The following is an 18,996-nucleotide window of genomic DNA, read 5'->3' on the forward strand; positions in this document are numbered from 1 at the left end:
GCTATTTGGCCTGGCGGAATACTTTGTTGTCGACGGAGTGTCGGCCAGGGCCCACAATCATGAACAGGAGGCACAGCAGCAGCACCAGTAGAGACGTCCACAGTTCGGTGTTGGCCAGGTTGAAGCCGTTCTGGGAGTTCACCAGCAGCACGGCGCCCAGTAGAATCGGGAGCTGGCACATGAGGGCGAGGCGGGTGAGGGTGCCGGTGGCAATCATCAGGCCGCCCACGATGTGGAAAAAGCTCACGAACAGCGAAGCCTTCTTGAGGCCGGCCCAGGGCTGCTGCTGGCTGAGGAGGTAGTACACATCGGTGCTGTGGTCCAGAAACGACAGCCCTTTGATAAGCAGGAACACGCCCAGCAGCAGGCGGAGCGCATCCAGCCAGATGGGGTTGCCGGCACTAGTGCGGGCCGGGCGGGGAGCGGCGGGATATTGGGGGCTGAGTTGCATGGCGGGATGGGGCAGAAAGTGGCGCAGAACCGGCACACGGCATGACGTGTGCCTGCTTTCAAGATACACAATTCCGGTCATCAAAACACCGGTTAGCGCCTAGCTGGCAGGTAGTTGGAGCGCCTGCTGATAGAGCTGCTCGCTTTCCTGGTCGAACACCACAAACACCACTTCCTGCGGCCACGCGTGCTGCGCCAGAAACTCCCGCGCCTCCCGCACGGCAATGGCTGCCGCCGCCGGCTTGGGGTAGCCGTAGATGCCCGTGCTGATGCCCGGAAACGCCACGCTGGCCAGCTGCCGGTCAGCAGCCAGCTGCAGGCTGTTGCGGTAGCAGCTGGCCAGCAGCTGCGGCTGCTGCTTGTGCCCCCCGTTCCAGACGGGCCCCACTGTGTGGATGACATACGGCGCGGGCAGCCGGCCGCCCGTGGTGATTACCGCCTCGCCGGTAGCCAACCCTTTGCCTAGTGGCCGGCCCGCAGCATCCGGCACGCGTCCAGCAGGGCAGGGCCCGCGGCGCGGTGAATGGCGCCATCGACGCCCCCGCCGCCGAGTAGGCTGGAATTGGCGGCATTCACGATGGCCGCGGTGTCGAGCTTGGTGATGTCGCCGCGGTAGAGCAGGATGCGGCCGAAGCGGTGGGCGGTGGCGCGCCAGTCGGCGGCAGAGGAGGAGGCGAGCATAGCGTAGTGGATAGATGCTACCGGTGCGCATACCCGGCGCGGCAAGCTACAACTCAGGGCCGGTTTCCGACGCTTCAACTGCCGCTGGTGCCGCCTGGGCAATATTCAATTTTGTATATTGAAGGGAACCGGTACGTTTGAGCATCATCCAGCTAAAAAAACACTTTCCCCATGGAAACCACCGACCGTGACCCCCAGCTGTGGCGCATTGCAAAGGACCGCGCCAAATTCAAGTCGCACCTGCTCACCTACGTGGTAGTGAACCTGCTGCTCTGGGGCATCTGGGCCATAACTGAGCACCACGACCGTGGCGGGATTCCGTGGCCGGTATGGCCTACCGTGTTCTGGGGTTTTGGCGTGTTCATGAACGGCCTGGGCGTGTATGGCGGCTTCGGCAAGGCCCAGCTCTCGGAGCGCGAGTACGAGAAGCTGGTGCGCCGGCAGCGCGAAGGCCGGCTGTAGAGTAGCTGAGTAACTGAGTGGTTGAGTAGACACGCTGAGTGCACATATACTCAGTTGCTCAATTACTCAGCTACTCTGCCCGGCAACCTTCACGGCCGCCCAAGGGTTGTAGGCAGTATATGACAACGCGCCACTTCCTCCCTTTGCTGCTGCTCGCTCCGCTGGTGCTGGCAGCTTCCGCGCCCGGCCGGCCAGTGGCTCCGGCCGCCGCCGATGCCAACCTGAGCAAGATTAAGCTCCCGGCCGGCTTCACCATCAGCTACTTCGCCCAGGGCGTGAAAAGCGCCCGGGAGCTGGCTGTGGGCCCCGATGGCACCGTGTACGTGGGCACCAAGGACGACAAAGTGTACGCCCTGCCCGACCGCAACAAAGACGGCCGCGCCGATGAGGTAGTAACCGTGGCTACCGGCCTAAACGCCCCCAACGGCGTGGCCGTGCGCAACGGCGCCCTCTACGTGGCCGAAATCAACCGGATTCTGCGCTACGACAACATTGCGGGCACCCTGAAGCAGAAGCCCAAACCGGCCGTGGTATATGGCCAGCTGCCCAACAAAGATTGGCACGGCTACCGCTACATTGCCTTCGGGCCCGATGGCAAGCTGTACGTGCCGGTGGGCGCGCCCTGCAACTCCTGTCTGCCTGAGGAGCCCATCTACGGCACCATCAACCGCCTCAACCCCGACGGCACCGGCCTGGAAGTGTTTGCCCAGGGCGTGCGCAATACGGTCGGGTTCGACTGGAGCCCCCAGGACAAAGCCCTCTGGTTTACAGACAACGGCCGCGACATGCTCGGCGATAACCTGCCCGCCGACGAGCTGAACCGCGCCGCCAGCCCCGGCCTGCACTTCGGCTTCCCCTACTTCTTCGCCGGCGACGTGCCCGACCCGCAGCTCAGCAAGGGCCGCTCCGCCGACACCTACCAGAAGCCGGCCCGCAAGCTGGGGCCGCACGTGGCGGCCCTGGGTATGAAGTTCTACACGGGCAAGCAGTTTCCAACCCAGTACCGCAACCAGATTCTGATTCCGGAGCACGGCTCCTGGAATCGCACCAGCAAGCTTGGCTACCGCATCACCATGGTGAAGCTGGATGCTAGCGGCAAGCAGGCCACGGGCTACGAAACCTTCGCCGAAGGCTGGCTGCAGGGCCAGAAGGCCTGGGGCCGCCCCGTGTGCCTGCTCGTGCTGCCCGACGGCTCCCTGCTCGTGTCCGACGACCAGAACGACGCCGTGTACCGCATCAGCTACAAAGGCTAAAGGAACGTCATTCCGAGCGAAGGCGAAGCCGCAGCCGAGGAATCTCGCTAGTGTGGTAATAACTACTACAACATCAGCACGCGAGATTCCTCGGCTGCGGCTTCGCCTTCGCTCGGAATGACGTTCTTCTATTAACTGCCATTATCTTGCTCGCACAATGAAGAAACTGCGTATTCCAAAGCGGGTAGTGGGCCGGCGCGAACTGGTGGATTTTCCGCAGTTTCAGCTGTGGGGGGTAGAGGCCAAAGTAGACACCGGCGCCTACACCAGCGCCATCCATTGCTCCAACATCCATCTGGCCACCCGGCCCGACGGCCGCCAGTGCCTGCACGTGCAATTGCTGGACCCGTCGCACCCGGATTTCGATGGTACGCTCATGGAATTCACCGACTTCGGTCTGCGCGACATCAAAAGCTCCAACGGCGACGTGCAGGAACGCTACGTTATCCGGGCAGTTATGCGGATATTTGGCGAGGATTTCGACACCGAATTCTCGTTGTCCGACCGGTCCGATATGAAGTACCCCGTGCTGTTGGGCCGTTTGCTGCTACGCCACGGCCGCTTTGTGGTCGATGTGACGCGGCGCAATGTATCCTACCGCGCCCAACAGGCCGCGCAATCGTCGCCGTCCTGAGCTGTCCGGCGCCTCCTCTTTCGAAGCTTCTGCTCCAACCCACCCTATATTTTTGACTGATGAAACTGGCGATTCTGTCGCGTGAGCCGAAGCTATATTCTACCGCCCGTCTCGTGGAAGCTGCCGTCGCGCGCGGCCACGAGGCCGTGGTACTGGACCATTTGCACTGCAACCTGGTACTGGAAAAGGGTAAGCCCGGCATCATATACCACGGCCAGAAGCTGGAAGGCTTCGACGCCATCATTCCGCGCATCGGGGCTTCCGTCACGTTTTATGGCTGCGCCGTGGTGCGGCAGTTTGAGATGATGAAGGTGCGCACCGCCGTGGAAAGCCAGGCCATCGTGCGTAGCCGCGACAAGCTCCGCTCCATGCAGATTCTGGCCCGCGCCGGCGTGGGCATGCCCAAAACCGCCTTCACCAACTACTCCGACGAGGTGCCGGCCATGATTGAGCAGGTAGGCGGCGCGCCGGTCATCATCAAGCTGCTGGAAGGCACCCAGGGCCTGGGCGTGGTGCTGGCCGAGTCGGCCAAGGCGGCGCAGTCCGTTATCGAGGCTTTCCACAACCTCAAGGCCCGCATCATCGTGCAGGAGTTTATTGCCGAAAGCAAGGGCGCCGACCTGCGGGCCTTCGTGGTAAACGGCGAGGTGGTGGGCGCCATGAAGCGCCAGGGCAAAGACGGCGAGTTCCGCTCCAACCTGCACCGGGGCGGCTCGGGCACACTCGTGAAGCTGAGCCGCGCCGAAAAAGCCGCCGCGTTGCTCGCCGCCAAGTCGCTGGGCCTGGGCATTGCGGGCGTGGACATGCTGCAAAGCCAGCGTGGCCCGCTGGTGCTGGAAGTGAATTCGTCGCCGGGTCTGGAAGGTATCGAGAAAGCCACCGGCCTCGATATTGCCGGCAAAATCATCGAGTACACCGCGGAAATAGCGCAGAAGAAAAAGGCCAAAATTGTCCCTAAGGCGGCCGCAGTGCTGCCGGACAGCCAGACCGACACGCCGCAGTAGCCCGCCGGCGCCGTGGTGCCACGACTTTTTTGTCGTGGCACCACTATCGTTGCTGATGCCTGCACGTCTCGTTCAACGATAGTGGTGCTACGACAAAAAAGTCGTGGCACCACTGCGCTGCTTCCTGCGTTTTCAGAAGTGACGCGGCAGTTTCTTATCTTCCTTCGCCACACTTGGTGGCGCCCCGGCCGGGTTGTGGTTGGGGTATGTGTGGCGTCTGGCGCGAGCAGTGCGCCTGCCTGTTTTGTTTCCGCCCTGCCCTTGACCCCAGCCCCCAACTCAGCCGCCATCTGCCTCAACGGCCTCACCATTCTGCCCGGCGAGCGGGTGCTGACGCGGCTAGTGATTTCGCGGCTGCCCTCGGGCACAGTCATCGACATTCCGGTGCACGTGTTCCGTTCCACAGTGCCCGGCCCCACGGTGCTGCTGATGGCCGGCATGCACGGCGACGAGGTGAACGGCATCGAAATTATCCGGCGCCTGATCCGGCGCGATTTGCTGCGGCCGTTGCGGGGCACCATCATTGCCATTCCCATCCTCAACATCTACGGGTTTCTGAACTTCTCGCGCGATGTGCCCGACGGCAAGGATGTAAACCGCAGTTTTCCCGGCAACCCGCGCGGCTCGCTGGCCAGCCGCGTAGCACACCGCTTCATGCGCGAAATCATGCCCCTGATTGACTACGGCATCGATTTCCACACGGGCGGCGCGGCGCGCTCCAACATGCCCCAGATCCGGTGCCTGCTGCACGAAGACCCCGAAACCGACGCCATTGCCGCCGCTTTTGCCGCGCCCTTCACGCTGCACTCGGCACTGCGGGCGGGCTCCCTGCGCGAAACGGCTATGCAGCTCGGTAAGCGCATCATCGTGTACGAAACCGGCGAGTCTTTGCGCCTCGACGAGGCCGGTATCGACCTGGCCATTGCGGGCACGTTTCGGGTGCTGCACTACCTGGGCATGGTATCCGACGCCTCGCGGCCCGAGCATCCGGCCGTGGTGTGTTTGCGCCATACGTGGCTGCGGGCCAAGTTTGCGGGCCTGTTTCGCAGCCACGTCCGCAACGGCGACTACATCGAGAAGGGCCAGATCTATGGCTCCGTGGCCGACCCCTACGGCGAGCATGCCGTGCGCCTGGAAGCGCCGGTAGCGGGCTACATCATCGGCCTCAATCATATGCCCGTCGTCAACCAGGGCGATGCGCTGGTGCATGTCGGCCGCCTCGACGCCGCCCCAAGCCGCATCGACCTGGCCCCGCCCTACGAGGAAAAGCCCATGAAGCCCCTCGAACACGAACCCGAAGACCACGACGAAGACGAACCGGAAGCGCCGTAAGGCCGTGGCCCGGACTTCAGTCCGTAGCCCTATGGTGCCTCGGGTAGTTGCGTAACTTGCAAGTAATAACTAGGTTGTAGGCGGTGTATCAGGGGCGCCAACCGCTCTGCCGGCTGGCTGCGGCCGGAAGTCCGGGCCGCCGGAGGGCGCCAGGCATCAATAGTATCGGCAGACCTTCGTTTCTTTGGGACGCAGATTGCCCGTGCCGGGCGACTGTGGTCTTTTCTCCTTATTGTCCGAATGAAAAACTCGCTTCAACTGGCTATCAATGCCGTGCTGGTCATTGCCGTGGCCGTGCTGTTTTACCTGCATTTTTCTGCTAAGCCGGCCACCGTGGCGGCCCGCAAGGCCCCCGTAACCGTCCAGACCACCGACTCGACCGGCGCCACCACCGAAACCACCGTGGCCGCCGACGAGCCCGCCGCCCTGGCCCTCGCCGATACCAATAAAGTGGCCTATGTAGAATCGGGTAAGCTGCTTGACGGCTACAAAGGCATGCAGGACGCCCGCAAGGCTTTCGAGGCCAAAGCCAAGCGCTGGGAAGCCCAGAACCAGAGCATGGTGCAGAGCTTCCAGGCGGCCGTGCAGCAGTACCAGAAGCAGGGCGAAAGCATGACCCCCGAGCAGCGCGCCGCCACTGAGCAGAAGCTGGGCGCCCAGCAGCAGCAGGTAGGCCAGAACCAGCAGAAACTGCAGCAGCAGGCCCAGGACGAAGAAGCTAAAATGACCCAGGCCGTGCTGGAGCGCGTCAACAAGCAAATCGAAAAATACGGCAAAGCCAACGGCTACCGCCTGATTCTGAGTGGCTCGCTGGCTTACGGCCGCAAAGACCTCGACATCACCCAGCCGGTGCTCAAATACCTCAACCAGGAGTACGCAGCCAAGAAATAGCCTGGCCTTCTGGCTGCCTGCAAGCGCCTGCTTTTCCATTGGAAGGGCAGGCGCTTTTGCATGCGTGAGAAGCCGGTATCCCGCTGGCACAGAATTATTTTAGCCGCCAACCAACCATTGCGGAGGCCGCCGGCCCTTTCTGCCAACTCCACCTTCCGCGACGACAGTGACTGCGCTGCCTCTCTCTCCCGACCTCTCCGACGAATCGTTGCTGCTAGCCGGCTGCCTGGCTCAGGACCGTACGGCCCAGCACCAGCTCTACCAGCGCTACAAGTCGGCTATGTTTTCGTGCGCCATGCGGATTCTCGGCAACGACCGGGACCTGGCCCAGGACGCGCTGCAGGAAGGGTTTGTGGACGTGTTCCGGCACTTGGGCAACTTCCGGCAACAGTCGACGCTGGGCGCCTGGATTAAGGCGATTATGGTGCGCCGGGCGTTGCGGGTGCTGCGCCGGGAGCAGCGTATGGAAGTCTACGACGACCAGCGCCACCCCGAGCCGACCGTGGGCTGGCACGACAGCCTGACTGGCGAGGCGTTGGACAAGGCCATCAGCGAGCTGCCGGCCGGCTACCGGGCGGTGTTCTGCCTGGTGGAGGTGGAAGGCTACCTGCACCGCGAAGTGGCCGAGCTGTTGAGCATCACGGAAGGCACCAGCAAGTCGCAGCTCTATCACGCCAAGAAGCTGCTGCAAGTGAAACTGCATCATTTATACCACGCATGAGCCAGACCCCCGAAACCCCCGAACCCGGGCGGCAGCATCTGCGGCGGGCCCTGCACCAACTGCCCACCCACGAGCCCGCGCCCGACACCTGGGCCCGCCTTCAAACCCAGCTAACAACCGACGACGCCGTGGCCCGCGCCCTGCCCCGGCTGCCCATCCACGAACCCGACGACGACCTCTGGCAGGTAATTGCCCGCCGCTTGGACGAACCTGAACTGGGCGCAACCATCGGCCTCCCGCCGGAAGCCATGCCAGAAGCCACGCCGGTGCGCCGCCTCTGGCCGGCCGCTACGTGGCAGCTGGCGGCCGGAGTAGCCGCCGCGGTGCTGCTGCTGGTGGGCATCTGGTGGCAACGGCCTGACCCACGCCGGCCGGCCGCGGACGTTGCCCAGACCCCGACCACTACCGCCCCCCGCGAAACCATTGCCTACAGCGAGGAAGTGGTGCCGGCCCCGGCAGCCAGCCCCGCCGCGCCGGCTGCCTTCGATCCGCTGGGCGAACAGGGCGTCAGCTTTATTGACGCGCATTGTGCCTCACTGCCCACCGTGTGCCAGTCCGACGAGTTCCGGCAGCTGCGCGCGCAGCTGTCGGAGCTGGAAACCGAGGAGCAGGGCCTCCGGCGCGACGTGCGGCGGTTTGGCGCTACGCCGGAGCTGGTGCAGCACCAGGTACAGCTTACCACCCTCAAAGCCACCGTTACGCGGGAGCTGGTTCAACTACTTATCTCATGAAAACTTCCCTTAACAAGCGCCGGCCCTGGCCGGCCCTGGCCGCCAGCCTGCTGCTGATACTGGGTGCGGTGGCCGCATCGGCCCAAACCAAAGTGCAGGTGGTGACGCGCACCCTCGAGCAGACGCTGCCGTGCCCTGCCGGTACGCTGGTGCGGGTGCGGGCCGAGAAAGCCACGCTGCGCGTGCAGGGCTGGGACAAGCCCACCGTGCGGGTAGTGCTCCGGCTGATTGCGCGGCACCCCGAGCGTGAAATTGCCGAAAAGGAGCTGCCCGTGGCCCGCTACCAGATAGAAAAAAGCGGCAGCGTGATTGATCTGGTCAACTACTTTGCCCAGGCGCCGGGGGCCGCGGCCGTACGCAGCGACCTGCGGGCCGAGTACACGGTGCAGATGCCTGCCGGCAACCCGCTGCAGGTGGTGAATGCCTACGGCCAGACCTATTTCACGGGCCTCACCGGCAAACAGACGCTGGAGCAGGATTTCGGCCAGATTACGCTGCAGGACCTGCACGGTAGCCTTTCGGCTACTGCCCGCTACGCCGACCTGAACGCCGCCAACATCAACTTGGCGTTCGTTTGCGAAGCCGATAAGTCGGCGCTGCGGCTCACCGGGGCCAGTGGCAGCTACACCATCCGCAACCGCTACGGCAGCGTGCTGCTGCAGCCCGGCCCCGACCTGAAAAGCGTGTTCATTGATGCCCAGCGCACCGAAGTAAAGCTGCAGGTGCTGCAGCCGGAGCTGTTCAGCTACAACCTGAGCACGGCCCACAGCACGCTTGTAGTGCCTGACGCCTACAGCGGGGCCGTGCGCCAAACCACCGGCCAACAGTCGTTGCGCCTCACAGCGCCTGGCCGCGCCCCGCTCATCCGGGTGCTCACCTCGTACGCGCCCATCACCCTGCAGGTGCTGCCACTTATCATGAAGCACTAGCCTTTTTACCTCTGTTATATGCGTCCGACTTCCATGCTCCGGTTTCTGCGTTACACCTTGTGGCTGGCGTTGCTACCCACTGCCGCACTGGCCCAGACAGCCCCCGATTCTTCCCGGGTCAGCTACAGCGAGGAGGCAGTAGCCCCGTCGTCGGTGCCCGCCCCGCAAGCCACTGAAAGCAGCCGGCTAGGCCGGCAGTACAGCAAGCTCACCCGGCTGCAGATTGAGGAGCAGCGCCTCTGGAAGCTGGGCCTCAACAACTTCGCCGCCACTTACCTTGGCCGCGCCGATAACGCCGATTCGCTGCTGTTTTCCCGCGTGGGCGTGCACCTAGCCTACGAGCACAAGCTGAGCCCGGCCTGGTCGGTGATGGGGGAGGTAAGCCCTGATTTGCTGCGCTACCGCGACGCCGAAACCCGTGCCCTGCGCCGCGGCTTCGCCGTTCGCTCGCAGGTGGCCGGCCGCTACTACTACAACCTCAACAAGCGCATCCGCAAGGGCAAAAGCGCCAGCAACTTCTCCGCCAACTACCTGTCGCTGGCTTTGGGCAGCGGCTTCGGCCGGCACTCCGACGAAACGCCTTTCTACGAATTCGCCCGTTCCGGCCAGGCCGTGCGCCTGAGTCTGGCAGCCGTGTATGGCCTGCAGCGCCGCCTGGGCCGCTATGGCTTCGTGGATTTCAACATGGCCCTACCCATGGCCCTGACGCCGGACCGCGGCCGCGAGGTGGAACCAGGAATAAACATCGGCCTGGTGCTCAACCTGCGTATCGGGCTGGCGTTGGGCCGCTGATGCTTTGTGTTTTTCTTATCCAATTTTATTTGCTCACGGTATGAACATTCGTTACTCCTTGCTCGCCCTCTGCCTCAGTGCGCTGCCACTTACAGGCCATGCCCAGCACCTCGAAGCCATCGGCATAGGGGCCAGCTTCAATATCAGCCAGACACGGGCGCAGCAAGCCCGGATTCAGCTCGGTAAATACGATTTCCAGACTGGCGATGACAACTCCCGGCTCGACGATACCGGCAACCGCTACAGCGTATTTGCCCGCTTCGGAATGGGCGAGAGCCGCCTGTTTGTGCAGCCGGAAGTGGCCTACACCTCGGTGCTCGGCAACCAGTCCAGCATCACGTACTTTCAGCAGCCGGACTCGCCGTATCCCAACATTATGTACCTCTACCCGCGGCTGCGGCGCCTGGAAGTGGCGGCGCTGGCAGGCCTGCATGTGGGGCGCCGGCTGTACGTGCTGGCCGGGCCGGTGCTGGCCCGTTACCGCTCCGAAACTGGTGGCACGGCTACGGAAATTGAAGCGCTGCAGTCGGCTATCTACGGGAGTGCCGTGCGCTACCAGGTGCTGGGGCAGCTGGGCCTGGGCGGGCAGTTCGGCCGCTTCGACCTGAATGCCCGCTACGAGCGCAGCCTGACGCCCTACTCGCGCGAATTCTCGTTTCAGGGCCAGACCTACGCGTACCGGCAGCGCTCCGGACAGGTGCTGTTCACGGCGGGCTTTCTGCTCCACGACCGGCACCGACCCTGGCGCAGGTAGCCGCCGGTAGATCTGCGGCTGAATGGCATTAAACTTAGGGTAATAGTTGGCGTCTATACAAGGAGCCCGGCCGCTAAACGGTTGGGGTTGAACTCCTATGAAAAATCGCCTGAGAATTCCTGCGTTGTTGATTTTGCTGATGGTTGGCAGTCTGCTTACAGGCTGCGTTGCGTCGGCCCCAGCGGTGGTGACCGGGCCGCCGCGCCCCTACTACGACTCTTACTATCGCACGGCCCCCCGTTATTACCGCCCTGCGCGGGTGGTGGTGCGCCCGGCCCCTGTGATAGTGCGGCCCCGGCCCGTGATAGTGCGGCCGGCCCCGCGCTACTACCACGCCCGGCCGTATCGGGGCCGAATCCGCTATTAGCAGCTTCGCCGGAAAATAGAAACGCCCGCTCATCTGATGAGCGGGCGTTTTCTTATGGTCAGGTTACCGGCTGATGTGGCCTGTGTGGCTGCTTAGAACGTGAAGCGCAGGCTTACGGCCGCATCGTTATAGAGGCCGGTGTAGCCGTCGAATACTTCGAAGTAGGGCTTGTAGTCGACGCCGACCACGAAGGGCAGATCGGGCATTTTGTACTCCAGGCCCAGAATCAGGTCGGCCCCGAACACCACGTAGCTACGGTCGTCGTTGACGTAGACCACGTAGTTGGGGCGGTACTTCTTGTTGTCGCGGTAGTAGAGGCGCTCCACGTAATAGTAGCGGCCTTTGTAAGCCCCGGCGTGAGCCCCGGCACCGTAGTAGAACTGCAGGCCTTTGATGTCGGTGAGGGGCAGGTGCTTTTCCAGCAGCACTGTGAGGCGGGCGCCTTTAGCGCGGTACTCGGTGGTGAGCAAGGCTTCCAGCGCCACGTTGTTTTTGCCGCTGATGAAGTGCTTGAACGTACCGCCCGACGAATAGCCGCCGGCGCGCAAACCCAGGCCGTTTTGGTAACCACTGCCGCCGCCGCTACCCTTCTTGCTTTGCGCTGCCGCCAGGTTCAGAACCCCGGCCAGCAGCACCAGCAACACACTAAAAGACAAACGCTTCATACGTGAAAAATGAAAATGTACTAAGGTGATATTCCGGCAAAAGTACAAATCATTTTTGCGCCGCTCACTATAACCAGCACAAAGTAGGTGGCGGCCTCGCGCCAGGCTCACGCCCACGGCTGGCCAGCGGGCCCGAAACGCTACCCAGCGGCCCGGCCCAGCGTAGCTACGGCGTCGGAGGTATGCACCTGAATGCCGGTGCCGTTCTGCTCGGCGGCGCGCAGCATGGCGCGGGCTACGGTGGCGGCGTCGATGGCGCGGTAGCGGCGGAGCGGGCCGCGCAGCACCGGCCGCAGCGTGCGCAGCAGCACGGCCCCCAGCCGCTCACCGGCGCGCTGCTCGCTCCGCTCGCCCAGCAGCAGCGAGGGCCGGAACAGGTGCACCGCCCGGAACGGCGTCTGGCGCACGGCCTGCTCCATTTCGCCCTTCACGCGGTTGTAGTAAACCCGCGACTTCTCATCGGCGCCCATAGCCGATACCACCAGCAGCTGCGCGGCAAAGTTGCCGGCCGTGAGGGCCGCCAGCTTCACCACGTACAGATAATCGACGGTGTAAAATGCTTTCTTGGAGCCGGCCTGGCGCATCGTGGTGCCCAGGCAGCAGTACACGTCGTCGGCAATCAACGCGAAGCGGTGCTCCTCCAGGTGGTCAAAATCGAGGAGGCGCTGCTCCAGCTTGGGATGCACGATGGGCAGCGGCCGCCGCCCCACGGCAATGACTTTGGCGTAGCGGTCGGAGGCCAGCAGCAGCGGCAGCAGCTGGCTACCGATCAGGCCGCTGGCTCCGGCAATAAGGGCGGTTTTCTGCATGAAAAGAGGAAAAGGCAACACCAGCCGGCCTGCTTCGGGGGCCGCGCCAGTACGTAAGACGACGGCCAGCCGCCAGGGGTTGTCTGGCAGTGGCGGCCAGCTGCCGGCCTGCGGCGGTTATTAGGCAATTCCTATTCGCCCGGAGAGCAGCTGTCATGCCAGGAAATTGCTATTGGGGGTATTGTTTATTGGTATAGTTATATCAGAGTGAAATGATGCAGGATGCGCGGCACCACACCTGAAACCGAAAAAGAGGAGGCGGGGAGCGGGCGGTACCTACGGATGCCTGCCTGTTCCCCGCCTCCTCTTTGGCTGATTTTCGTTTCGATGAAGAGCGCCAGCGGCTACTCCCGGGCTATTTGTCGGCCAGCAGTTGGGTGCTTTCGGGCTGGAGCTGCACCTGGCCGCGCTTGTAGAGCGTGCCGAGGGCCTTTTTGAACACTTTTTTGCTCATGCCCAGGCGGCGGTAGATGTCGTCGGGCTCACTTTTGTCGCCGAGGGGCAGCAGGCCGTCGGGGGCTTTGCGCAGGGCTTCCAGCAGGGTGTCGGCGGCGGCCAGGGCTTCGTCGTAGCCGAGGCGCTGCAGGCTGAGGTCGAGCTTGCCGTCAGGGCGGATGACGCGCACGTAGCCGGTGTGCACGTCGCCGAGGCGCAGGGGCTTGAACACCTCGTTGTGGTAGAGCAGGCCCTGGTGGGTGCCATCCACGATTACCTTGAAGCCCATATCGGTTTCGGCGGCCACAAACAGCTCGGCCGTGTCGCCGACTTTGCCGGGGTAGGGCTGGTCGCTGAGGAACCACTCCCATTTGGCCGAGGCCACAATCCGGTCGGTGGTTTCGTCGAGGTACACGAACACGGTTTCGCGCTGGCCGACGCGCAGGTCGTGGCGCTGGTTGCGGTAGGGCAGGAACAGGTCTTTTTCCAGGCCCCATTCCAGGAAAGCGCCGTTGGGCGTCACGTCGCGCACCGTCAGGGCCGCAAACTGGCCCACGGTGGCCAGCGGCTCCAGCGTGGTGGCAATCAGCCGGTCCTCGGAGTCGCGGTAGACGAATACGCGCAGCACGTCGCCGATTTCGGTGCCCTCGGGCACGTATTTGCGCGGGATGAGCAGGTCGCCGTCGTCGGAAGAAAGGTAGAGGCCGAAGTCGACGGCGCGGGCCACTTCCAGGTCGTTGTAATCACCGAGCGCGAGCATGGGGAGGCAATTAAGAATTAAGAATTGAGAATTGAAAATGAGTGGAAGGAGCTTTACCGGCCATTTTCAATCACTCCAGTAGGTGCAAAGCTACGCAAAGCCGGCGCGGGCACGAAAAAGCCCTTGCTGCGTGGGGTAAAACAGCAAGGCAGGAGTTACTGCTTACGGTCGAAGCGGCCGTTGGTGATTGTGACTGTCTTGGTGCGGTCGAAGGTGCTGGCTGCTGTAAACTCGAACGTGCCAGCAGAAATAGGTCTGTTCATGTATGTCAAATGCACCTGCCCGGTGTGCCGGGCATCTGTGGTATATACTTCCCCGCTACTATTGCTAGTAGAGTAAGTAGCGTGGTCAAGAATATACAAAGGGTCTCCCTGCGGATAGTATTGGGTGTTTTGATTCAGCAGGTAGATACCCGCGACGCGCTTGCGAAGAAATAAAAGGATGCTTGCATTCTGACCGTTATGCTGCCCATTCAGTTCGACGTAGTACACGCTGTCGAAAGCAAAGCCGCCTGTTAGGGGCGGAATGGCCCTGGGGCCAAGCAGGCCGCCACTAGGCCAGCCTTTAGCCACGAAGGCTTTGCCATCGATGAGGCAGCCGCCTGTGTTCTGGCCCGTACGTGTGGCTTCCGGCAGCGCGTCTACTTCCTCCTTTTTGCAGGCGGTGAAAAGTAGGAGGGCGAGTAAGGTTAGGGGTATTTTCATAGCGTAATTCGTTAGAATCGTAAATCGAAGCGGCCTTGTGTGAGACGGTGGGTTTCAGGCCCAACTTCCTCCTTAACGGTCATGTCGAAGGTGCCGCTGACAATGTGCGCTACCGTATCGAAGCGGGTGACCGTAACAGTGCCGATGGCATCGGAGCCGGTGAGAAATATGCGGTCTGGTACAGGTTTGAACATCATAAGTCCCCCGTAAGCAGGGTTCCGTTCGCCGAGAATGATGTTGGCCGTTTGGTTGAGATGGTAGGTGCCTGCTCGTTGAATATCGGGTATAAACACCCCAGCCGACGTATCATCACTGTCACGGCTGAAGCCGACACGTAGCGTGCGGCCTGCTACTGTGCGCCGCCACGTAGCTGATACAGCCGGACCGGAACCAAACAACTTGCTAGCCTCCGGCAGCCACGCTTGACCATCAAGCAGGAAGCCCGCGCCGCCGCTGCCATTCTGGGTGGCGTCGGGCAGTTTCTCCAGTTCGGATTGCTCTTTCTTGCAGGCGCTGGCCAACAACACTAACGCAACGAAAAGGCAGGGCTTGCGGAAGTAGTACATAGTGATAGAAAATGCCAGATTCAACAGTAACGCATTGCCTCCCCAGTGCCATAAGTTGCTGGCAAGGCAGCAGCAAACTCAGCACATCAGAGAGGCACGGTAAGGATACTGCGTTTCCAGTGCGTCTGGTGTTGGCTCCGCGAAAAGAATGTTCGGCAATCGGACTTTTAAAATCCAGGGATTTCGCCGCGTGCAGCCCGGAAGTTCCGGCGCCACCGCTACTCAGCGCCAGTCGGCCGGCACCCGGCCCGGACTTTACGATTGTGGCTACTCGTAGCGCACCACGCCGGGCTGGCCGAAGCTGAAGTCGCTGAAGTCGTAGTAGGAGCGGGAGCTTTCGTAGATGCTGAAGCCGTTGGGCGTGGCCAGCCCGCGTGGGTAGAAGCCCAGCAGCAGCTGAAACGTGCGAATCGGCAGGTACTCGTTGCGGAAGCGCAGGCCCGCCCCGAAGCCGGTGTAGGGCTTGTCGTGGAAAGGCAGCGTGCGGCCCGGGGTGCGCGTGTTCAGCCAGGCGGCATCGGCAAACACCAGCATGGCCAGCCGGAAGCCCAGAAACGAGACGGGCGTAAACACGGTGGTTTCGTAGTTGAGCACCACCCGGCTGGTGCCGCGCAGGTCGGTGGCCGGCGAGAAGCCCCGCAGGCCCCGGTCGCCGTTGATGGCCAGCAGCTGCTCGCCGGGGCGGCGGTTGAGGCCGATGGCGTTGCGGCTCCACAGGAAGTGCCGCCACTGGAAGTTGCCACGGTGGTAGAGTCGCGTGAAGTACAGCAGCTCGGTGCTCACGAGGCCCTGCTGCCAGTCGTTGGACGGCCGCCGCACAAACGAGCCAAACTCGCCGCTCATATACAGATAGCCGCCGCGCGGGCTGTAGCTGGCCGTGGAGGCGCGCACGCCATAGTAATGGCGGTTTTGCAGGCTGTTCATCTCGTAGCCCACGGTGGCGCTCAGCAGCGTGCCCGTCGGAATGTCCTCGGTGCGGCCGAAGCCGAACAGGTACTTGTCCTTGTAGTAGCGCCGCACGCTGTAGCCCACCGTGGCCAGCATGGCCCGGGCATCCACGTACTCGGGGGTGGGGCGGGCCGAGAAGCTGGTGCGCTGCAGCCGGGCCGCCACAATCAGGCGGGCCGGGTTGTCGTGGCCTAAATCGTAGGAGGGCAGGGGCAGGGAGCGGCCCAGCCACACGTCCTGGGTGTTGTAGCGGCGGGGCGTGTAGATGAGCGGCTGGCCTTCCGACGGCTGCTGGGGCGTGCCATCGGGGCGGGGCAGCACCAGGCCCTGGTCGTAGGCGTACACCGACAAGGCTCCGGCGTATTTGGTGTTGATGGAGTAGAAGCCCCGGCTGATGGTGAAGCCGCCGTACTTGTTTTCAAACTCGTTGCGGTAGCGCGCCTCGCCCGTCACGAAGTGGCGGAACGGCACCTGGTAGCTGCCCTCATAGCTCCAGGGCTGCGGCGAGCGGCTGCCGTACTGGTAGGAGTTGCGAAGCTGGTGCCCCAGCCCCAGAAAGTTCAGGTCGCGCAGCCCGATAACGCCCGCGCCCACGTCGCGCACCTCCCACGAGCCGCTGAGACTGAACACGTCCTTGGTCACGATTTCCACGTCCACGCTGTCGGCGGTGCTGGTGCGCTCGTTCACGAACACCCGCGCATCGAGCAGCTCCGGAGTCTGGCGCAGCAAACGCTCCGACTCGGCCAGGTCCTGCGGCTCCAGCTCCTCGCCCACCCGAAACAGCAGCACCTGCCGCACCCGCGTTCGGGACGTTTTGAGGTGCAGCGCGTTGCCGGTTTTCTCCAGAATGTTGCGCGGCACCCGCGTCGAGTCGGTGATGCTGTAGCCGAAGGCCGTGAGCGTGCGGATGTTGATTTTCCGCACGATTTTGTAGTTGTGCCGGTCGTACTGCCGGTCCAGCAAAGCGGCGTCGAGGCCGGCCTGGTCTTCGCGGCGGGGCGTGAAGTTGAACAGCGCCGACGCGGCCTTGCCGGCAATGGTTTTGCGGCGGGTATAGGCCTTTAGGCCGTTGAGCAGGCGTTCCTGGTCGAAGCGTCGGCGCAGCGAGTCGGGGCGAGTGCCGTTGGCGCGGCGCGAAGTGTCCACGGGAGCCACGGCGGTATTCTGGGCCACAGCCGGGCCGGCCAGGCTTAGCCAGCCCAGCACCAGTATCCCCCAAAAAAGCCCCCAACTTTTCATGCGTGCAGCCGGCGGCGCTACCATGGCCGCCTGTGTGCAAGATACGCGGCTCACGCATGATTTCTGCAGCCCGCATGTGGCACGGACTTCAGTTCGTAGCCCGAAGGCTGCGTGCCGCGCGGGGCCGTTAGCTGGTGCAATGGCAGAGCCGCGGCTGGTCGTTTGTGCTCCCTGTATGCGGTGAGGGCTACGGACTGAAGTCCGTGCCACGGCGTACCGTAAATACTTCGTGTTACCGGAACATTTCTAATAAAATTAGTCTTTTGGATAGTGCGAATCAGCGCACAAGATTCTATTTTTAAGCCTCGAAACTGCCCGATGAACGAACAGCGTATCCAGGAAAAGCTAAGCATATTGGCAGATGCCGCCAAATATGACGTGTCGTGCTCTAGCAGCGGCGGCAAGCGCAAAAACGTGGACAAAGGTCTGGGCAACGCCGAGGGTATGGGCATCTGCCACAGCTACACCGAGGACGGTCGTTGTGTGAGCCTGCTGAAGATTCTGCTCACCAACCACTGCATTTTCGACTGCGCCTACTGCGTGTCGCGGAAAAGCAACAACGTGAAGCGTGCCGCCTTCACCGTCGACGAAGTCGTGGACCTGACCATGAATTTCTACCGCCGCAACTACATCGAGGGCCTGTTTCTGAGCAGCGGCATCTTCTCCTCGCCCGACTATACCATGGAGCGCCTCGTGCGCATCATCAAGAAGTTGCGCACCGAGCACCGCTTCAACGGCTACATCCACGTGAAAGCCATTCCGGGCGCTTCGGAGGAGCTGATTCAGGAGGCCGGCCTGTATGCCGACCGGTTGAGCGTGAATATTGAGCTGCCCAGCGAAATGGCCTTGCAGAATCTGGCGCCAGAGAAGAACTATGCGGAAATCCTGACTCCCATGGCTCAGATCCGCGACGGCATCACCCAGAACAAAGAGGAGAAAGCGCTTTTCAAAAAAGTGCCGCAGTTCGCCACGGCCGGCCAGAGCACTCAGCTCATCGTGGGCGCGTCCGCCGAAAACGACCTGCAGATCATCAACCTCTCCGACTCGCTCTACAAAGGCTACGGCCTGAAGCGCGTGTACTACTCCGGCTACATCCCCGTCACCGACGACGCCCGCCTGCCGCAGGTGACTCAGCCGCCCCTCATCCGGGAGCACCGCCTCTACCAGAGCGACTGGCTGATGCGCTTCTACGGCTTCCAGGCCGACGAAATCCTGGACCCGGCGCACCCGTTCCTCGATCTGGAAGTGGACCCCAAGCTGGCCTGGGCCCTGCGCAACCGCCACGTTTTCCCCGTGGACATCAACACCGCCGACTTCGAGATGATTCTGCGCATTCCCGGCGTGGGCTCGCGCTCGGCCAAGCGCATTGTGGCCGCCCGCCGCTTCGGCCCGCTCAGCCTCGACCACCTGCACAAGTTCGGCGTGGTGCTCAAGCGCGCCAAGTTCTTCCTGACCTGCCGCGGCCAGGCCCTCTCCACCCGCGACTACGACGAGCAGACCATCCGCCGCCAGATCCTGTTCGGGGCCGGCTCGGTCCGCTCGGCCCTGGTCACGCAGCAGCTCGACCTTTTTGCCCAGGCCTCCTAAATGAGTTGTCAGTTGCCGGTTGTCCGTTCTCAGGCACCCCAATTATTGACAGCTGACAACCAGCAACTGACGACTAAAACCAGCAAATGCCATGACCATCTCCCATCGCGCCGCCGACGTGCCAGCCGCCACCGCCACCCAACCCGTGAAAGTGGCCCGCATTGCGTGCTGCTGCAAGCTTTCCGACCTGCTGCCGCTGGTGCAGCAGCTCCACCGCGAAACAGTTCGGCCCGCCGCCAAATCCCGGCAGTCGGAGGCTGCGTAAAGTGGATGGCGGGAGTG

23 protein-coding genes are annotated in these 18,996 nt (G+C 62.8%); 14 read left to right on the forward strand and 9 right to left on the reverse strand.

What is annotated here, in order from left to right; all coding sequences use genetic code 11:
• Position 1: 1 nt before the first annotated feature.
• The 3 genes from O3303_RS18635 to O3303_RS22000 form a co-directional block, all read right to left on the reverse strand.
• The gene (locus tag O3303_RS18635) at positions 2 to 451 is read right to left on the reverse strand and encodes a DoxX family protein (RefSeq protein WP_269559873.1); all 450 of its coding nucleotides are present in this window, start codon (positions 449 to 451) and stop codon (positions 2 to 4) included.
• Positions 452 to 550: 99 nt separating this feature from the next.
• A complete protein-coding gene (locus O3303_RS18640) occupies positions 551 to 940 on the reverse strand; it encodes a macro domain-containing protein (RefSeq protein ID WP_350356592.1) in 390 nt (129 codons plus the stop codon).
• The gene (locus O3303_RS22000; RefSeq protein ID WP_350356593.1) at positions 913 to 1,131 is read right to left on the reverse strand and encodes a macro domain-containing protein; all 219 of its coding nucleotides are present in this window, start codon (positions 1,129 to 1,131) and stop codon (positions 913 to 915) included. The genes O3303_RS18640 and O3303_RS22000 overlap by 28 nt, the downstream gene beginning before the upstream one ends.
• Before the next feature lie 171 nt (positions 1,132 to 1,302).
• Between O3303_RS22000 and O3303_RS18645 the strand changes: the two genes are divergently transcribed.
• From O3303_RS18645 to O3303_RS18700, 12 genes are all read left to right on the forward strand, one after another.
• Positions 1,303 to 1,593 (forward strand): 2TM domain-containing protein, encoded by a 291-nt coding sequence (locus O3303_RS18645; RefSeq protein WP_269559874.1) that lies wholly within the window; start codon positions 1,303 to 1,305, stop codon positions 1,591 to 1,593.
• Positions 1,594 to 1,736: 143 nt separating this feature from the next.
• Positions 1,737 to 2,846, forward strand: a complete 1,110-nt coding sequence (locus O3303_RS18650; RefSeq protein WP_269559875.1) for a PQQ-dependent sugar dehydrogenase — start codon at positions 1,737 to 1,739, stop codon at positions 2,844 to 2,846.
• A gap of 157 nt (positions 2,847 to 3,003) precedes the next feature.
• On the forward strand, positions 3,004 to 3,480 hold the full coding sequence (locus tag O3303_RS18655; RefSeq protein ID WP_269559876.1) for an ATP-dependent zinc protease family protein: 477 nt from the start codon (positions 3,004 to 3,006) through the stop codon (positions 3,478 to 3,480).
• Positions 3,481 to 3,539: 59 nt separating this feature from the next.
• Positions 3,540 to 4,484, forward strand: a complete 945-nt coding sequence (gene rimK, locus O3303_RS18660) for a 30S ribosomal protein S6--L-glutamate ligase (protein WP_269559877.1) — start codon at positions 3,540 to 3,542, stop codon at positions 4,482 to 4,484.
• Between the two features lie 261 nt (positions 4,485 to 4,745).
• Positions 4,746 to 5,816: a succinylglutamate desuccinylase/aspartoacylase family protein gene (locus O3303_RS18665; protein WP_269559878.1), complete on the forward strand. Its 1,071-nt coding sequence runs from the start codon at positions 4,746 to 4,748 to the stop codon at positions 5,814 to 5,816.
• A 240-nt stretch (positions 5,817 to 6,056) separates the two neighbouring features.
• Complete coding sequence (locus O3303_RS18670; RefSeq protein ID WP_269559879.1) at positions 6,057 to 6,707, forward strand: OmpH/Skp family outer membrane protein; 651 nt, start codon at positions 6,057 to 6,059, stop codon at positions 6,705 to 6,707.
• A 166-nt stretch (positions 6,708 to 6,873) separates the two neighbouring features.
• Positions 6,874 to 7,428 (forward strand): RNA polymerase sigma factor, encoded by a 555-nt coding sequence (locus O3303_RS18675; RefSeq protein ID WP_350356594.1) that lies wholly within the window; start codon positions 6,874 to 6,876, stop codon positions 7,426 to 7,428.
• On the forward strand, positions 7,425 to 8,159 hold the full coding sequence (locus O3303_RS18680) for a hypothetical protein (protein WP_269559880.1): 735 nt from the start codon (positions 7,425 to 7,427) through the stop codon (positions 8,157 to 8,159). Before O3303_RS18675 ends, O3303_RS18680 begins: the two co-directional genes overlap by 4 nt.
• Positions 8,156 to 9,088, forward strand: coding sequence for a hypothetical protein (locus O3303_RS18685; RefSeq protein WP_269559881.1), 933 nt, complete (start codon positions 8,156 to 8,158; stop codon positions 9,086 to 9,088). The genes O3303_RS18680 and O3303_RS18685 overlap by 4 nt, the downstream gene beginning before the upstream one ends.
• An 18-nt stretch (positions 9,089 to 9,106) precedes the next feature.
• Positions 9,107 to 9,880: a hypothetical protein gene (locus O3303_RS18690; RefSeq protein ID WP_269559882.1), complete on the forward strand. Its 774-nt coding sequence runs from the start codon at positions 9,107 to 9,109 to the stop codon at positions 9,878 to 9,880.
• A gap of 40 nt (positions 9,881 to 9,920) precedes the next feature.
• On the forward strand, positions 9,921 to 10,634 hold the full coding sequence (locus O3303_RS18695) for a hypothetical protein (RefSeq protein WP_269559883.1): 714 nt from the start codon (positions 9,921 to 9,923) through the stop codon (positions 10,632 to 10,634).
• Positions 10,635 to 10,731: 97 nt separating this feature from the next.
• Positions 10,732 to 11,001: a hypothetical protein gene (locus tag O3303_RS18700; RefSeq protein WP_269559884.1), complete on the forward strand. Its 270-nt coding sequence runs from the start codon at positions 10,732 to 10,734 to the stop codon at positions 10,999 to 11,001.
• A gap of 92 nt (positions 11,002 to 11,093) precedes the next feature.
• Here the strand turns inward: O3303_RS18700 and O3303_RS18705 are convergent, their stop codons facing one another.
• The 6 genes from O3303_RS18705 to O3303_RS18730 form a co-directional block, all read right to left on the reverse strand.
• Positions 11,094 to 11,666 (reverse strand): hypothetical protein, encoded by a 573-nt coding sequence (locus tag O3303_RS18705; protein ID WP_269559885.1) that lies wholly within the window; start codon positions 11,664 to 11,666, stop codon positions 11,094 to 11,096.
• A gap of 140 nt (positions 11,667 to 11,806) precedes the next feature.
• Entirely contained in the window at positions 11,807 to 12,475 is a 669-nt protein-coding gene (locus O3303_RS18710; RefSeq protein WP_269559887.1) for a Rossmann-fold NAD(P)-binding domain-containing protein, read from the reverse strand.
• A 355-nt stretch (positions 12,476 to 12,830) separates the two neighbouring features.
• Complete coding sequence (locus O3303_RS18715; RefSeq protein ID WP_269559888.1) at positions 12,831 to 13,670, reverse strand: CvfB family protein; 840 nt, start codon at positions 13,668 to 13,670, stop codon at positions 12,831 to 12,833.
• 155 nt (positions 13,671 to 13,825) lie between these two features.
• Positions 13,826 to 14,374 carry a Riean_0653 family protein gene (locus O3303_RS18720; RefSeq protein WP_269559889.1) on the reverse strand — a complete coding sequence of 183 codons (549 nt, stop codon included), beginning with the start codon at positions 14,372 to 14,374 and terminating at the stop codon, positions 13,826 to 13,828.
• Between the two features lie 11 nt (positions 14,375 to 14,385).
• On the reverse strand, positions 14,386 to 14,940 hold the full coding sequence (locus O3303_RS18725) for a Riean_0653 family protein (RefSeq protein ID WP_269559890.1): 555 nt from the start codon (positions 14,938 to 14,940) through the stop codon (positions 14,386 to 14,388).
• A gap of 267 nt (positions 14,941 to 15,207) precedes the next feature.
• The gene (locus O3303_RS18730) at positions 15,208 to 17,094 is read right to left on the reverse strand and encodes a BamA/TamA family outer membrane protein (protein ID WP_269559891.1); all 1,887 of its coding nucleotides are present in this window, start codon (positions 17,092 to 17,094) and stop codon (positions 15,208 to 15,210) included.
• 351 nt (positions 17,095 to 17,445) lie between these two features.
• Here O3303_RS18730 and O3303_RS18735 point away from each other — a divergent pair, with 351 nt between their 5' ends.
• Positions 17,446 to 18,714 carry a putative DNA modification/repair radical SAM protein gene (locus O3303_RS18735; RefSeq protein ID WP_269559892.1) on the forward strand — a complete coding sequence of 423 codons (1,269 nt, stop codon included), beginning with the start codon at positions 17,446 to 17,448 and terminating at the stop codon, positions 18,712 to 18,714.
• 91 nt (positions 18,715 to 18,805) lie between these two features.
• Positions 18,806 to 18,979 (forward strand): hypothetical protein, encoded by a 174-nt coding sequence (locus O3303_RS18740; protein ID WP_269559893.1) that lies wholly within the window; start codon positions 18,806 to 18,808, stop codon positions 18,977 to 18,979.
• Positions 18,980 to 18,996 lie beyond the last annotated feature (17 nt).

The sequence above is a fragment of the Hymenobacter canadensis genome (assembly GCF_027359925.1).
In the GTDB taxonomy this organism is placed as follows: Bacteria; Bacteroidota; Bacteroidia; order Cytophagales; family Hymenobacteraceae; genus Hymenobacter; species Hymenobacter canadensis.